Origin of the sequence: Allomuricauda sp. ANG21, from assembly GCF_040705235.1 — a bacterium.
GTDB classification, from domain to species: domain Bacteria; phylum Bacteroidota; class Bacteroidia; order Flavobacteriales; family Flavobacteriaceae; genus Flagellimonas; species Flagellimonas marina.
The window spans coordinates 789,616-805,444 of sequence record NZ_JBFCVT010000011.1 but is presented as its reverse complement, the minus strand read 5'-3'; the positions used below and the strand labels follow the sequence as shown (position 1 = coordinate 805,444).

The following is a 15,829-nucleotide window of genomic DNA, read 5'->3' as shown; positions in this document are numbered from 1 at the left end:
TAAGACAAGGTAACAAAAAAGCCCCAAATCTTTATTGAAGTGGGGCTGATTGTATTTTTACTTTTTTGGATTAAAGTTCTCTGTTTTCATCTGCAAAGGACTTTAACTTATGTGTTTTACCACGAACCTTGTCCATCAGATAGATTTTTTTTTGAATCTCACTTTCTTTATAGGTCAGCGTTTCTATATTGAGTTTGCTTTGCTGTTTCTTGCAAGATATGATCCAAATTGAAGAAAGTGCCAAGAAAAAAAGAACAATCTTATTCATTTTACTGAGGTTATTTTCAACGAGAATACACTATCCGTTGCCACGTCCTTCATCGCCATCAGAATGCTTCCCATCAGTGGCTTGGTCCTGGTCCAACTTTAGGGTTTTAATCATAGCTTCGGTGTCTTGTACATCAGTTTCTGGTTCACAAGAAAACATTCCAACGGTTAGTAGGGCAAGTGCGAAAATACTTAGTGCTCTTTTCATAATATTAGGTTTATGGTTTAATAAATAGGTTTATGCAGCTAAGATATTTAGGCACACTAGGGTACGGCACTATGCAACAAATGTTTTAGTGAATGGCACAATTCTGCTAGAATTTTGCCTAATTGCGTTAGAATTTTGCTAATTAACCGCCTTTACCGCAGTTTTGGAGAGCATTTCCTTTAAGGCATCTATTTTGTCCTTATAAGTTTTGGAGAAGGGGAGTTCCTCTTCATGGTTGTGGTGCAATGTGCAGATAGACTTACCATAATTGATACGGGATACATACCTACTATTTAATATGTAGCTCTGGTGTATCCTAATAAAACCTTTGGGCAATCTTTCCTCAAAAGATTTTAAGGTTTTAAAAGCACTGATCACGTTGCCATCGCGCATGTAAAAATCCGTGGTATTGTTGTCCGATTTTAGATATAGAATATCCTTGGTGTCCAAATACCGGTAGTCGTTGTACGATTTTAAACAAATGGTTGAGGGCAAGTGATGTTTTGGGTGCTGTTTGCGAAGCCGCATAATGGTCTTGCGGACATCGAATTCATTGTGCGGGAGTATCCAATAGTCGAAAAAGCCACTTTTTATGGCATTGTAAGCGTATTTTTTGGTTTTGGAGTATCCTATTATAATAGGTAATGAGGGCATATACTGATTTAACTCCGAAACCATTTGAAAATAATCCATCCCATCTTCACCCAAATTGATGAGTACCATGTCTGGGGTAAACTTTAAGATGGTGTTTAGTCCTTCAGATGGATTGGTGGCGACACCAGCACACACGAAATCCTCATACTCCTGTAAGTAGAGCTGTAATTGCAGCTTAGAGGCTGCACTTGAATCGATTATGGCGTAGGTGTAATCCATGTGCAATTTACTGATTGCAAGTTACTAACGCACAAAAAAAACTCGTTGCAGTTTTCCCTTAAAAAAACTATGGGTTTTACCGTAAAATGGTTGCTTTTCCTACAATTCTCCTTAAAAATTCGTTAAAAGCTAATTATCTGTAACAAATTCATAAGCACCAAGGTCCGGATTTTGGGTTCTATTGATTCCTAAAATGTCAATGGGGACAGTCAAAGATACGTTGGGGTCGGCAAGGTCAATAGCAGCGGAGTTTTCATTTATGTTCAGTTGGTTTTCAGTTGGTTTATTAAAATCAGGGTCTTCGTTGAACACTATGTTACGGTAAAAACTGCTATTTTCAAAATTATAAAGGGGGTTTTCGACAACCAAGTCATCGTCCAAACTCAATTTGAGAAGGCAATCGCTGAAACTAAAATTGAAATCTGCATTTGAATCTTGTTGTAATAAAAGTTCCGTGTCCATGCTTCCGAAAACAATGCAGTTGACAAAATCAGCATTTTCCATAGGAGCTACCTCCCTGTTGCCGGCTTCATTCATACGAAAATTTCGCAGCGACACTGTTGTGCCGTTTCTAAAGCCGTGAGGCCAATAATTGGCCAAGGTAGAGTGAGTAAAACTATATTTTCCACCCAATTCGCCAAGGAAGGATGAACTTCCTGCACTTCCCAATACTGTATTTTCAGCAGTAATATAGGCACCCGTGCTCCAGATGTTGTGATTCTGACTGTTGTAGATTTGGGTGTTTTGTAGGGTCAAGGTAGGGGAATCCAAAGTGTTGTCTCCCTCAATCCGTAAACCCACTGTGGCATTTTTGAGCGTTAGATAGTTTATGGTATTACTGGAACTACCTTCCCTAATCCATAAGGCACCCCATTGTCCGGGCTGGTCGGCATAGAAGGGCTCAAGCCGATCTCCTTCAAAGACCACCTCATTCTCCAAGACATCCGGATCTTCACTCAGGGTGCCATTTATGGAGATGGAGGCGCCTGTATCAATCAAGATACCGGAGTTGTGATGAAAGTGCACCCGAGTCCCCGGTTGCATGGTCAGGGTATTTCCTTTCGAAACAGCGGCATAGCCATAAATTACGTAGGGTTTTTCATTGGAGAATAGCAGCTCGTTAGGTTCTAAATAAAATCCTTCCACCTTGATTTCCGCTCCATTTTCATCCATACCGAGTACCAATGATTCTTTGGTTCCATCAGAAAGTGTTCTTGGATAGAGAAAAACGGCATCCCGCACCAGCGTAACCAGCTCCACTTTCTGGGTCATGGGACCCGTGCCAAAAAAAAGGCTCTCGGTATAGAGAAATTCATTTTCCGAAGTTTGGGAAATATCAAAAGTGGTCTCGATAAAAACATAAAGACTGTCCTTGGCCAATAAAGGCACGTCATTGAATTCTTTGCCGGAAAGGCCATCAACGTTCAGTCGATAACTACTGTTTTGGCCAGATTCCAATCCCACATAAGGGATATATATGTCTTCGTCTGAGCGGTTGTATACTTTTAAGGAGTAGGTGCTACTCCCGATGTTGGTAAATACAGTATCCAAAAAAACGGTGTCTTTGGAGAATTTCAGGTTACCAGTGCTTGGCACATATTCAAAATCCTTACGGCATGAGGCTATGGCTATGACAAGCAACGCCAGAGATGTGGCAAAAGACCATTTTAAATACCAACGGCACACTATTCAAAGAGTTTTTGAACGGATTCTGGGATGCGTTTGGGACGAAAGGTCTTCGCATCCAAAAGACACCATTCCGTATGGGCATTAACCAAAAGTTGCCCTGTTTTATTGTCCTTGATTTCAACCACGCGGGTAGAAATGGGTCCCTTGTTGCTCTTAATATAGGTGTTCATTTCGATGGAGTCTCCCAAAACCGCGGATTTATGATAGGAAATATTGTGATTTTTCACCACCCAGACCATATCCTTTCGAATCTCCTCGGTGGTAACGTCCTGCCAATGGTTTTTAGAGATTTCCTGAATCCATTCCACATATCGGACATTGTTTACATGGTTTAGATCGTCTAAGTCTTGCAATCGTACTTCAAAGGATTCGGTATAGGTTTGCATCAGTCTTTTTTACGGATTTTCACCTCAAATAATTTGTCCCAGTTTTTCCCTGTGACAAAAAAGGTGCCTTTTTCCTTGTGGTAGGCAACACCGTTCAATACGGAATTGGTATCGTCCCATTCAGGACCTCGGTTTACTTTGCTTTTGAGACCGCCAAAATTAACCACTCCTTCAATGGCTCCGGAGGTGGCATCAATGATCATCATGCTTTCCTTTTGGTAGACATTGGCATAGATCTTACCATCCACATATTCCAGTTCGTTGGCCTTATTGAAGATGGATTTGTTGGTAGCGGTCTCTATATGACCCTGCTCTTGAAGCGTCTCGGGGTCCAAGAACCATATTTTTTCCGTGCCATCACTTTTGTACAACTTTTCGCCATCGTTGCAGAGGCCCCAACCTTCTTTGCTTTCACCATAGGTGAAGGTCTTGATTTGCTCCAGATTCTCGGGGTTGTAGACAAAGCCCATTCCGCTTTGCCATGTAAGTTGGTAGAGTTTATCGTTTAGAATGGTGATTCCTTCCCCAAAAACTGTATTTTCCAATGCTATTTTCTGAAGGATCTCACCTGTTTCATAATTTACTTTCCGAACGGTGGAGCCACCTCGTTTGCCTGTACTTTCATAAAGCACACCATTGCTGAATTCCAGTCCTTGGGTGTACGCCGTGGGGTCATGTGGGTAGGTATTGATGATATCGTAGGTATAGATTTCTGGGGCAGATGGCGCCAAAAGGCGGAGTTTTTCTTCAACCTCAACAGGTTGATTCTCAATAGTGAACTTGGCTGTGAGGATTTTGTTGCCCAAGGTGGGTACATTTAGGGTTAGTTTGCCATCTTCGAAGGGAATTTCCTGCCCATCCATAAAATAATGAACCTCTGAAATGGCAATGTCCTTTTTGTTCTTTAGGACAACACCAACTTCTTGGTTTTGCTGCACATTCTTATCTTCCAACTGAATGGAAAAGTGCTTGGAAGGGTCAGCTTCCCCTCCGCAGGCTAGAAAAAAAAGTAAAAAGCCAGAAATGGAAAGCAGTTTAACCATAGTTTTTAATTGCTTCATGCTATAATGATCCTTGATCTTCGAAATTAAGGATGAATTAGGATTGTGACAAATTTAAAAGGTCGTATATTTGCATCTGGCAAGTCCTACACGACCAGCTCCTGCAGAATCCCCCAGGGCGGGAACGCAGCAAGGGTATGCGGTCGTAGCGGTGCGATGTAGGTAGCTTGCCTTTTTTTGTACCCTGAAATCAGCTAAAATGGATAAAAAAGTTGTACTGATCACCGGTGGTTCCTCCGGCATCGGCAAATCCATTGGAAAATTCTTGACTTCCAAAGGGTATGTGGTGTACGGTACCACCAGAAACCCAAATAATTATCCTGATTTTGATGAATTCCCATTGGTTCAGTTGGATGTGAAGGATGTAAAGAGCATTCAAAAGGCGGTTTCCCATATTGTTTCCAAGGAAGGTCGTTTGGATGTCTTGGTGAACAATGCTGGCGTGGGCATAACCGGTCCTATCGAAGAGACCCCACATGAAGAGATTTTGAATGTGTTTGAGACCAATTTGCACGGTCCGGTTCACATGATGAAGGCGGTTCTTCCGCAAATGCGCAAACAGGGAGGGGGTGCCATAATCAATATTACCTCCATTGCTGGCTATATGGGGTTACCTTTCCGAGGATTTTATTCGGCCACTAAAGGGGCTTTGGGTCTCATCACAGAGGCCTTACGGATGGAAACCAAGGATTTTGGAGTTATCGTGACCAATGTGGCTCCAGGCGATTTTGTCACCAATATTGCGGCGGGAAGATACCATGCCCCGGTGTTGGATGGATCACCTTATGAGGATAAATACGCTCAGACCATCGATGCCATCAATAATGACGTGGACGGTGGGGGAGACCCGATTAAAGTAGCTGAGGCTGTTTTTAAGATTATCAATCAAAAACAACCCAAAGTCCATAATCCTGTTGGGGCTTTTTTACAAAAGTTTTCACTTACCTTAAAGAAGATTTTACCCGATAAAGTCTACGAAAAACTATTGATCAACCATTATAAGTTGTAGTTTTACACTTCTTTTAGTACTAATCAAATTGAAAATAAGAGAGCATGAAGTTTTTTATTGATACAGCAAATCTAGAACAGATAAAAGAGGCTCAGGAATTGGGGGTTTTGGACGGCGTTACCACCAACCCTTCACTTATGGCCAAAGAAGGCATAACAGGGAAAGACAACATTTTAAAGCACTACGTGGACATCTGCAACATTGTTGATGGGGATGTTTCTGCCGAAGTTGTTGCCACAGATTTCGACAATATGGTGAAGGAAGGTGAGGAATTGGCCGAATTACACGAGCAGATAGTAGTAAAAGTACCCATGATCAAAGATGGCGTAAAGGCATTGAAATACTTCTCAGATAAGGGAATACGAACCAACTGCACCTTGGTGTTTTCTCCAGGACAGGCGTTGTTGGCTGCTAAGGCTGGAGCCACTTATGTTTCCCCGTTTTTGGGACGTTTGGATGATATTTCAACGGACGGTTTGAACCTTATCTCTGAAATCCGATTAATTTATGACAACTACGGATTTGAAACCCAGATTTTGGCTGCTTCCATCCGTCACACCATGCACGTGATCGATTGTGCCAAAATTGGTGCCGATGTTATGACAGGCCCACTTTCTTCTATAGATGGTTTGTTAAAGCACCCATTAACGGATATAGGCTTGGCCAAGTTCTTGGAAGACTACAAAAAAGGGAATTCCTAATAAGACAATAGAATAAAACGTAAAGACCCTGAAACTAAGTTTCGGGGTTTTTTAGTTATAAGGAAGAGTATAAATCGCCAAAGCCATCAACAATTATAGTGTCCTGGGTAATTACACATTTGTTGATTTTGTCGATGACCATTGCCAACTGAATTTCCTTGAAGTTTTCGCCGTAGAACTGGCTACTCTTGTCCAGCCCATATTGGTCCAAAAGCGCATTCCATTGCGAAAAACTGGTCTTTAGGTTGATACCGACAAAATTATGCTTTGGATATTTCTTTTTCAACTCGGCAATGCGCTGGCTCGTATTTCTGAATTGCCTTTCTTTGGCAGCTGTCCAAAAATAGATTACCGTATTCTTCTTTCTGCCCGCTATGGTTTTAAGGGAAATATCTTGTCCGTTGGCGTCCTTCAACACTAAATCGGGTAGTGTATGATTGGATTGAAGTTGTTGGATGCTCCTGTATAAATCGTCTATTTCTTTCTTATGCTCCCCATTGGACGATAGCATATTGAACTTATTGATAAAGAGTTGGCACTCTGGGTCTGATTTGTGCTCCTTAATTAGGTAGTCCACGGCAATGTTCCTAAAAAGCACATCCCTGATATCTTGCTCATCCACCAGACTATCCACCAAATGGAGTTTGTGTTTGTTGAAATGCAGGTGGTTGCTTCCGACTTGTTCATCTCTATTGCAATCCTCCATGCATTGCATATAAGATAAATTACCGAAATGCCATTTCATAAAATCAAAGTAGGGTTTAAAATACGTTAGGTCCCTATCATTGAAATTGATGCTATCCCTGTACTTATAAAAAGTGTTATCAAAATCGTGTACAGTTTCTTCCCCTGTTTTTCTCCTATGAAAAAACGGATATTTTTCCTTGTAGATGTAATTATTGTAGTCTACGGAAGCTTTAATCAAATTGAATGCGCGGTCAGACATTTCAACATCTGCAAGCATTTCATTCAAATGACTAATTTTCATGTGTCTAAGCGAATCCACTTTATTGCTGAAATCATCTGGGTCAAGTCCATAGTAGTTGTAGACCAAAGGCTCCTCAGACTCATAGGCAAGGAACATTTCCATTAAAAAATTGTTCACTTCACTTCCTTTTCCGGAGAATACAAGGGATTCATCAAACTCAACAGTGTTCAATCGGGCTAGAAGACTATCGCCTTCCTGCAAGTAGATATATTGAAGTTCGGGTTCGTGGTTAAAATGGTAAAGTCCCTCATCAATCCCTTGGAGGGTAAAGGAGAAACGGTTGCTATCATCCAATCTTACCGAATCCACATAAGTATCGTTTCGGTAAAGAACAACGTAATCACTTGTGGGATTAACAATCTCACCGCCAAAGAAGACAGAGGCACATTCTCCACTCTTATTTGCGCAACCAAAAGACGACAATACGATGAGGCCGAGTAAAAATCTAACCATATAGGGAACCATACGTTTAACAAACAAAATTAAGGATCCCTGTTAGCTGAGCTTGTTAATGGCTAGTTAAATGTTGTAAAACTGTGTTTTTATGATACTTAATAATGTGCTCTTAAATTGGAATTACGATGTGCTTTTAGCTACTTTTGCAAAAAAATAAACCAATTGCATGTTATCAGTATCCAATTTATCCGTACAGTTTGGAAAACGAGTATTGTTTGATGAGGTAAACGTAACCTTTACCGATGGAAATTGTTATGGTATCATTGGAGCCAACGGTGCCGGGAAATCCACTTTTTTAAAGATTTTATCCGGACAGCAGGATCCAACCTCGGGGCATGTCCATCTTGAACCTGGTAAACGGATGTCCATACTGGAACAGAACCACAATGCGTATGATGAGTTTCCGGTGCTCGAAGCTGTGGTCATGGGGAACAAGCCCTTGTATAAGATCAAAAAGCAGATAGACGCTCTGTATGCGGATTATACGGACGAGAATGCAGAGAAAATAGGGGAGTTACAGGTAGAGTTTGAAGAAATGAACGGTTGGAACGCCGATAGCGATGCAGCTGCACTGTTGTCCAATCTGGGTATTACTGAAGATTTGCATTATACAACCATGGCCGATTTGGATTCCAAATTGAAGGTGCGGGTATTGTTGGCCCAGGCCTTGTTCGGAAATCCAGATGTGTTGATCATGGATGAGCCAACCAACGATTTGGATTACGAGACCATTAACTGGTTAGAGAATTTCTTGGCCAATTATGACAATACGGTTATTGTAGTATCGCATGATAGGCACTTTTTGGATGCCGTTTGTACGAGCATAGCCGATATCGACTTCGGAAAAATCAATTTGTACTCAGGTAACTATACATTCTGGTACGAAAGCAGTCAGCTAGCTGCACGCCAACGCGCACAGCAAAACAAAAAGGCAGAAGAAAAAGCAAAAGAACTCAATGAGTTTATTCAACGTTTTAGCGCTAACGTGGCCAAGAGCAAACAGGCCACTTCCCGTAAAAAAATGCTGGATAAATTAAAGGTTGAGGATATTAAACCTTCAAGCAGAAGATATCCAGCCATTATTTTTGATCGTGAGCGTGAAGCCGGGGACCAAATATTGAATGTGGAGAAACTTTCCGCCACTTCGGAAGATGGCGATGTCCTATTTCAAAATGTCAACATCAACTTGGCAAAGGGTGATAAAGTCGCCATTCTTTCCAAAGATTCAAGGGCCTCTACGGCATTTTATGATATTATCGCTGGAAAGACCAAGGCCGATTCAGGTACTTATCAATGGGGCGTTACCACCACCCAGTCCTATTTGCCAGCGGACAATTCGGATTTTTTCAAAGAGAATATCAACTTAGTGGACTGGCTACGTCAGTGGGCCAAGACAGAAGAAGAACGCGAAGAGGTCTACATCCGTGGATTCTTGGGCAAAATGTTGTTCAGTGGGGAAGAGGCCCTAAAAAAATGTACGGTGCTTTCCGGTGGGGAAAAAGTGCGGTGTATGTTGAGCCGAATGATGATGCTTCGCGCCAATGTTTTGCTTTTGGACGAGCCCACCAACCACTTGGATTTGGAAAGTATTACAGCTTTCAACAACTCGCTTAAAAACTTTAAGGGTACCATATTGTTGACAACCCACGACCACGAGTTTGTACATACGGTTGCCAATAGGATTATTGAGTTGACACCAAAGGGCACAATTGACCGTTACCTCACTTTTGATGATTACATGTCCGACAAGTCAATCAAAGAGCAGCGGGAAAAAATGTATGCCGTTACTGCGTAAACTTTAGGCGTTGTAATATTTACTGTTCCAAATGGCGGGGTTGAAGTTCTTCCCTAATGCAAATCCGTAAAATATTACCACGGAGGCCACACATTTGAACATAAAAAAGAAAATAATCCAAAATTCCGCTGCGCTGCTATGCTTGGAGAACAGACCATCCGGTACCATAAAGGTCACCATAAAACTTATCAGCAGCACAAGAAATGCCAGGTTCACTATATTCTTAAAGGGCCACACCAGTAATTTTCTAAGGGGGTGTAAATCACTGCCCCATTTATGCACCAAATAGAAATAATCGTTCCCAATTGGTGCGAAGAGTAAGGGGTCATCCTTGTCCTCTAATTTGAAAAGTTTGGATGGTGCCATAATCTTATATCCTTTAATTTCTGTGTCATGGGCAGATTCCAATCCCTTTATTTTGGAAAGTGCGCTTTGCGGAATCTTCCCCTTGAAATAGGCGCTATCCAAAAAACGCAATCTGTAATCAATGCAGATTTCTTTGATTTGGTCAATGTGAAAGATGTTGTCAGTTTCCAAAAGGTCAAAAATAAATTCGTTGGTGTCTGACCTGTTTTTCGAAATAAGCTCCTTTGAAATTTTGGTCTCCCTGAGAGAATCTTTTCTCAAAACTTCTTTGACCTCATCTAAAATTTGATGCTCTTTTAACTGCTTCTCCTTGATTTTATGAAGCTTATGCTCAATGTTGGTTCCTTTTAATATCATATCTTTTTTCTTAGCAATACTTTCAAAGTTAAGCAATTGAGATGTTGATTTTAAATAGGGTGCACAAAAACCTGAGGTTAACATTTCGTTAAATCAATTTTGGGACGAAAAAAAAGATTGGTGTTCTGTTAAAAAGATGTATCTTATCGAAGTTTTTGACACTTAATCGTAAAACCATACTAATCGAAAATCACCCAAACTTGAAAACCACCCCATGAAATCCCCCCTTCCCAAAATCCTACTTGGACTTCTTATGGCGTCCTGTGCACTGACTTTTGCGCAAAGTACTGGCTCATCCAATGCATCTTCATTGAACAAAAACACGATTGGCTCCGAGCATCATAAGATTTTAGCCGCTGCGGTTGAAGCCACTCAATTGGATGACATTTTGGAAAATGCGGGACCATTTACAATATTTGCGCCATCGGATGCCGCATTTGAACGATTTTCAAATGAGAAAATAACAGAACTCATCAACTCTCAAGATAAAAGTGCTCTAAAGGCATTGGTAGCCTATCATATTGTCGCAGGTCATTTAACTGCATCCCGAATTCTTCGCGCCATGTGCCGAGGAAACGGGAAAGCAAGTTTTACCACCATTCAGGGGAAAAAATTATTGGCGCATTTAGATGGGTATGATATCGTACTTACAGACCCCATGGGCAATACTGCACGGATTACCACAGCAGATGTTAACCAAAGAAATACGGTCATTCACGAAATCGACAGTGTGATTCTTCCCTCACAAATGTAATAAGCACTAACGAAGTTCTGCTCCCAACTCCTTTTGATATTGGGCCAATAGTTTGCCCATAATCTTGTCAATCTGCTTGTCGGTCAAGGTTTTCTTTTCATCCATCAACGTAAAACTTACGGCATAGGATTTTTTGCCTTTAGGAAGATTTTTGCCTGTGTACACATCAAATAAGTTGACTTTTTTCAAAAGTTTTTTCTCTGTGTTCCAGGCAATGTCATATACTTTTTGAAATGAAGCCGTTTCATCCAGCAAGAGGGCAAAATCCCGTGTTACTTCAGGAAATTTTGGAATTTCCTGGAAGGCCGCGTTTTGGGTACTTATAGATGCTAGAATTTCATCCCAATTAAAATCTGCGAATAGAACATCTTGTTTAATGTCGAACTTTTTCAGAATACCCTTGCTCACCAACCCATAAGAAGCTAAAAGAGTATTGTTTTTACTGCAAGATAGGCCTTCGGCAAAAGAAGAGTCTGAATGCGGCTCTGTCTCTATGCCTTTCAACCCCAAACGTTCAAATAGGGTTTCAACAATACCCTTTAGGTAGAAAAAATCAGTTTTCTTTGATGCTGCTGCCCAGCTATCATTGGAACGGTCTCCAGAAATGAACAAGGATAAATGCCGCTTTTCCTGATTTTCTTTTCCAATTTTATGGTAAGTCTTACCAAACTCAAAAAGTTTAAGATTGGTTTTTTGTCTGTTGTGGTTAAAACTCACGGTTTGCAAGCCCGAAAGCAGCATGGAGGTTCGGAGTACCGACAAATCAGTGCTTAAGGGGTTCAACATGGTCACTGCATCGCCATCGGCTCCAATCCCTACAGAATCTGCAGCCACAAGGCTATTGGTCATAATTTCGTAGAACCCTTGGGCGGCCAACATGTTTCCAACAACATCCTGAATCCTGTGGTTCTCATACCTAGAAGTCTTGGCAATTGAAGCGTTCAACTTCTCTTTGTAATCAATGTTGTTATAGCCATAGACCCGTAATATTTCCTCAATTACATCCACTTCCCGGGTCACATCAACACGATAAGTGGGAATGGTCAACCCAAGCCCAGATTCGGTTACGTTGTTGATTCTTATTTCCAACGATGACAATATGGATTTGATGGTATCTCTAGGAATTTCTTGTCCAATCAAAGAATTGATTTTATCAAAAGTGAGAAATACTTGTCGCTCCTGTGGTTTTTTAGGATACAGGTCAATGACCTCTGAAGTGATGTAGCCTCCCGCAATCTCGCGAATCAAAAGTGCAGCCCGTTTCAAGGCGTACTCGGTCATGTTAATGTCAATGCCCCGCTCAAACCGGAAGGATGCGTCCGTATTCAGGCCATGTCGTTTGGCAGTTTTTCGAACGGACACCGGGTCAAAATACGCACTTTCCAAGAAAATAGCAGAGGTGTGCTCTGTGACCCCTGAATGGATTCCTCCAAAAACCCCGGCAATGCACATAGGTTTTTCGGTATCGCAGATCATGAGGTCGTCCTCATGAAGTTCACGCTCCACATCATCCAGTGTTCTGAACTTTGTTCCCGCAGGGAGGGTTTTTACCTCGATTTTGTTTCCCTTTATTTTGGAAGCATCAAACGCATGAAGGGGTTGCCCCAATTCATGGAGCACATAATTGGTGACATCCACCACATTGTTGATTGGGGATAAGCCGATGGCTTTTAAGCGGTTCTTCAGCCAATCTGGTGATTCCTGTACAATGAGATTGCTGATGGTTACACCGCAGTATCTGGGTGCTCGAAGGTTATCCTTTACTTCTACATCGATTTTAAGTGAGCGGTTGTCAATGGAAAAGTTGCTCGTGGATGGGGTCACCAATTCCTTTTGGATTTCCTTTTGTTCCAAACCTGCCTTTAAATCGCGGGCGACACCGAAATGACTCATGGCATCGGCTCGATTAGGCGTCAATCCTATTTCAAAAACCTCATCATTTTCTATTTCAAAAACTTTGGAGCAAGGAGTCCCAGGTTCCAACGCTTCGTTCAAAACCATAATACCATCGTGGCTTTCTCCGAGACCAAGCTCATCTTCGGCACAAATCATACCTTGACTTTCCTCACCACGTATCTTTCCCTTCTTAATTTGCCAAGCCTCACCTTCTTTGGTATATAGGGTGGTCCCTATGGTAGCCACCGGGACTTTTTGACCGGCTGCCACATTGGGTGCCCCACAGACAATCTGTAATGGGGTTTCTTGGCCAACATCAACAGTGGTCAATTTTAAGCGATCAGCATTGGGGTGTTGCACGCAGGTAAGTACATGACCGACTACAACACCTTTTAAGCCCCCTTTTACGGATTCAAAACTGGCAATGCCTTCAACCTCAAGACCCAAATCTGTCAACAATTCTCCAGTTTTCTGTGAGTCCCAATCAATCTGCAAAAACTGCTTCAACCAGTTATAAGAAATCTTCATACCCCAATTTTAGAGTCGACAAATATAAAACAATGGGGGGACAGATTCAACGTAAATAACCGCCTTAAGTCGAATGGAGTTGTAAGTTTTGGATTGTAATCCCTACATTTAAGAAAAATCTTTCAGGGTATGAGAAGAATTTGTGTGCTGTTGGCTGCTGTTACACTGTTTATTACGTCATGTAAAAGGGGAGAGGATAAAAAGCTGGCCTTAGGGGATTGGTTGGGTAAAATGGAGGTTTCGGACTCACAAATATTACCGTTTAACTTTACACTTTCAAGGCTTGAAGATGGGAACTACCTCATGAAAATATATAATGCGGAGGAGGAAATTACCGTCGATGAAATCAGCATTGATGGCGACTCCATACATATACGCATGCCCATATTCGACGGGCTTTTAACCGGAACATTTACTGAGAACAGGATGCAGGGTAACTTCGTTGAGGAAAGCAAGGAGCGCACCGTACCCTTTACCGCGGTGCATGGAGATAAGGACAGATTTCCCGTAAACGAGGATGCTGCTGTAAATATTTCCGGCATTTGGGAAACCTATTTTAAGGTCAATACCGAAGGTGAGTACCCCGCAAAAGGCATATTTATGCAAAATGGCAATGATGTCAAGGGTACTTTTAGAACAAAAACTGGCGATTATCGCTATTTGGAAGGAGTTGTTACGGGAGATAGCCTAAAATTATCTGCTTTTGATGGCTCACATGTATTCCTGTTCATGGCACAGGTCACCGATAGCACATTGGATGGTACATTTTATTCGGGAAGACATTCTGTTGAAGAGTTTTTGGCTGCCCGAAACGAGGCTTTTGAACTACCCGATGCCGACTCATTGACCTATCTTAGAGATGGATACGACAGATTTGATTTTTCTTTTCCCGACACTTCCGGTAAAATGGTAAGCCTTTCAGACCCACAGTTCAGGGGCAAGACAGTTTTGGTTCAGATTATGGGCACATGGTGTCCCAACTGTTTGGATGAAACACGATTTTATGTTGATTTCTTGGAAAAGAATCCAGATTTAGAGGTGGAACTGGTGGCCTTGGCTTTTGAATACGCGAAAACCGAGGAAAAGGCATTTGAAGCAATCAACCGACTTAAAGATAGGACAGGTGCCGACTATCCCATTCTTTTGGCACAGTATGGAACGTCCAATAAGCAGAAAGCCAACGAGAAACTACCCATGTTAAACCACATTTTATCGTACCCCACTACCATATATATTGATAAAAACGGTGATGTAAAAAAAATACACACAGGTTTTAATGGCCCGGCTACCGGAGAAAAATACGAACAGTTCAAAAAACAGTTTGCTGAAACCATTGAGAAATTAACCCAAGAAGAATCAGGAATTTCAGCGGACTAAATAATGGTGGATTTTCCTAAATCAATATTCTCATCATTCATATTGAAGTCATCCTCAATATCAACAATATTGTGGGCTATAAAATCGCCAACTTGATTGGTGCCATATTGACTTTTTGCCTTTAAATCTGGGGTGACGATGCCCTTTTTCAAAGCCTTGTCCACGGCTTTTTTGATAGCGACCGCTTCTTCGGATAAATTAAAATGTTCCAATAGCATGGCCGCAGAAAGGATGGATGCAATGGGATTGGCAATATCTTTTCCCGCACCTTGTGGAAATGAGCCATGAATAGGCTCAAACAGGGCGTTCTCTTCCCCAACCGAAGCTGATGCCAACAACCCAATGGAACCTCCAATGACACTTCCTTCATCAGAAATGATATCCCCGAACATGTTTTCGGTAAGAATCACATCAAATTGACTGGGATTTAAAATGATTTGCATGGCAGCGTTGTCCACAAATAGAAAATCCAAGGTTACCTCTGGATAACTTTCCCCAATTTTGGCCACCACTTTGCGCCATAGTCGGGAAGATTCCAAAACATTGGCCTTGTCCACCAATGTTAGTTTCTTTTTTCGACTTTTGGCAGCTTTAAACGCCAAATGCGCAATACGACTTATTTCTTCTTCGGAATATTCACAAAGGTCAGAAGCCACTGTGCCTTCCTCATTTAATTTCTTCTCTCCAAAATAAATACCTCCAGTCAATTCTCTATAAATGACAAAATCGGTACCTGAGATAATTTCCTTTTTTAAAGGAGATCTGTCAAATAAGGCTGGGTGTGCCAAAACAGGTCTAATATTTGCAAATAGGCCGAGCTCTTTGCGTAATTTCAATAGCCCTTGTTCCGGCCGAACCTTGGCATTGGGGTCGTTATCATATTTTGGGTCGCCAATGGCACCAAATAGAACTGCATCAGCCTCTTTGCACAATTTTAAAGTATGGTCTGGCAGGGGGTTGCCCTTTTTTTGTATGGCAATGGCACCCACAGGTGCTTCTTTGTATACAAAATGGTGATTGAAGGTCTCTTCAACTGCCTGTAAACATTTTACCGCCTGGGCCAATACCTCGGGTCCTACACCATCTCCAGGAAGCAATGCAATGTTCAAATTCATCTA

The 15,829-nt window shown here is 41.6% G+C and carries 15 protein-coding genes and 1 other RNA gene; 6 read left to right on the top strand and 10 right to left on the bottom strand.

Annotated features, from left to right (window positions below; translation table 11 throughout):
• Nucleotides 1-70: 70 nt before the first annotated feature.
• The 6 genes from AB1A65_RS12450 to AB1A65_RS12425 all read right to left on the bottom strand — a co-directional run bounded on the left by AB1A65_RS12450 (nt 71) and on the right by AB1A65_RS12425 (nt 4,484).
• Nucleotides 71-268 carry a hypothetical protein gene (locus tag AB1A65_RS12450; protein WP_366589596.1) on the bottom strand — a complete coding sequence of 66 codons (198 nt, stop codon included), beginning with the start codon at nt 266-268 and terminating at the stop codon, nt 71-73.
• Between the two features lie 30 nt (nt 269-298).
• On the bottom strand, nt 299-475 hold the full coding sequence (locus AB1A65_RS12445) for a hypothetical protein (RefSeq protein ID WP_366589594.1): 177 nt from the start codon (nt 473-475) through the stop codon (nt 299-301).
• A 138-nt stretch (nt 476-613) separates the two neighbouring features.
• Nucleotides 614-1,348, bottom strand: a complete 735-nt coding sequence (locus AB1A65_RS12440; protein WP_366589592.1) for a LytTR family DNA-binding domain-containing protein — start codon at nt 1,346-1,348, stop codon at nt 614-616.
• A gap of 129 nt (nt 1,349-1,477) precedes the next feature.
• The gene (locus AB1A65_RS12435) at nt 1,478-3,034 is read right to left on the bottom strand and encodes a hypothetical protein (protein WP_366589589.1); all 1,557 of its coding nucleotides are present in this window, start codon (nt 3,032-3,034) and stop codon (nt 1,478-1,480) included.
• Nucleotides 3,034-3,423 carry an acyl-ACP thioesterase domain-containing protein gene (locus AB1A65_RS12430; protein WP_366589587.1) on the bottom strand — a complete coding sequence of 130 codons (390 nt, stop codon included), beginning with the start codon at nt 3,421-3,423 and terminating at the stop codon, nt 3,034-3,036. Before AB1A65_RS12430 ends, AB1A65_RS12435 begins: the two co-directional genes overlap by 1 nt.
• Nucleotides 3,423-4,484, bottom strand: a complete 1,062-nt coding sequence (locus AB1A65_RS12425; RefSeq protein WP_366589585.1) for a glutaminyl-peptide cyclotransferase — start codon at nt 4,482-4,484, stop codon at nt 3,423-3,425. Before AB1A65_RS12425 ends, AB1A65_RS12430 begins: the two co-directional genes overlap by 1 nt.
• Before the next feature lie 77 nt (nt 4,485-4,561).
• Between AB1A65_RS12425 and ffs the strand changes: the two genes are divergently transcribed.
• From ffs to fsa, 3 genes are all read left to right on the top strand, one after another.
• An RNA gene (gene ffs / locus AB1A65_RS12420) (signal recognition particle sRNA small type) lies at nt 4,562-4,660 on the top strand.
• 23 nt (nt 4,661-4,683) lie between these two features.
• Nucleotides 4,684-5,493: an SDR family oxidoreductase gene (locus AB1A65_RS12415; RefSeq protein WP_366589583.1), complete on the top strand. Its 810-nt coding sequence runs from the start codon at nt 4,684-4,686 to the stop codon at nt 5,491-5,493.
• Between the two features lie 44 nt (nt 5,494-5,537).
• Complete coding sequence (gene fsa, locus AB1A65_RS12410; RefSeq protein ID WP_366589580.1) at nt 5,538-6,194, top strand: fructose-6-phosphate aldolase; 657 nt, start codon at nt 5,538-5,540, stop codon at nt 6,192-6,194.
• A 55-nt stretch (nt 6,195-6,249) separates the two neighbouring features.
• On the opposite strand, the gene AB1A65_RS12405 is transcribed toward fsa, so the two are convergent.
• Nucleotides 6,250-7,635, bottom strand: a complete 1,386-nt coding sequence (locus AB1A65_RS12405; protein WP_366589578.1) for a redoxin domain-containing protein — start codon at nt 7,633-7,635, stop codon at nt 6,250-6,252.
• A gap of 169 nt (nt 7,636-7,804) precedes the next feature.
• Between AB1A65_RS12405 and AB1A65_RS12400 the strand changes: the two genes are divergently transcribed.
• Nucleotides 7,805-9,433: an ATP-binding cassette domain-containing protein gene (locus AB1A65_RS12400; RefSeq protein WP_366589576.1), complete on the top strand. Its 1,629-nt coding sequence runs from the start codon at nt 7,805-7,807 to the stop codon at nt 9,431-9,433.
• A 3-nt stretch (nt 9,434-9,436) separates the two neighbouring features.
• On the opposite strand, the gene AB1A65_RS12395 is transcribed toward AB1A65_RS12400, so the two are convergent.
• A complete protein-coding gene (locus AB1A65_RS12395; RefSeq protein WP_366589574.1) occupies nt 9,437-10,156 on the bottom strand; it encodes a hypothetical protein in 720 nt (239 codons plus the stop codon).
• Between the two features lie 214 nt (nt 10,157-10,370).
• On the opposite strand from AB1A65_RS12395, the gene AB1A65_RS12390 reads away from it, so the two are divergent.
• Complete coding sequence (locus AB1A65_RS12390; protein WP_366589573.1) at nt 10,371-10,910, top strand: fasciclin domain-containing protein; 540 nt, start codon at nt 10,371-10,373, stop codon at nt 10,908-10,910.
• 6 nt (nt 10,911-10,916) lie between these two features.
• On the opposite strand, the gene pheT is transcribed toward AB1A65_RS12390, so the two are convergent.
• Nucleotides 10,917-13,334 (bottom strand): phenylalanine--tRNA ligase subunit beta, encoded by a 2,418-nt coding sequence (gene pheT, locus AB1A65_RS12385; protein WP_366589571.1) that lies wholly within the window; start codon nt 13,332-13,334, stop codon nt 10,917-10,919.
• A 129-nt stretch (nt 13,335-13,463) separates the two neighbouring features.
• Here pheT and AB1A65_RS12380 point away from each other — a divergent pair, with 129 nt between their 5' ends.
• Nucleotides 13,464-14,711 (top strand): TlpA disulfide reductase family protein, encoded by a 1,248-nt coding sequence (locus tag AB1A65_RS12380; RefSeq protein ID WP_366589567.1) that lies wholly within the window; start codon nt 13,464-13,466, stop codon nt 14,709-14,711.
• Here AB1A65_RS12380 and leuB read toward each other — a convergent pair.
• Nucleotides 14,708-15,826, bottom strand: a complete 1,119-nt coding sequence (leuB, locus tag AB1A65_RS12375; RefSeq protein WP_366589565.1) for a 3-isopropylmalate dehydrogenase — start codon at nt 15,824-15,826, stop codon at nt 14,708-14,710. The genes AB1A65_RS12380 and leuB overlap by 4 nt on opposite strands.
• Nucleotides 15,827-15,829 lie beyond the last annotated feature (3 nt).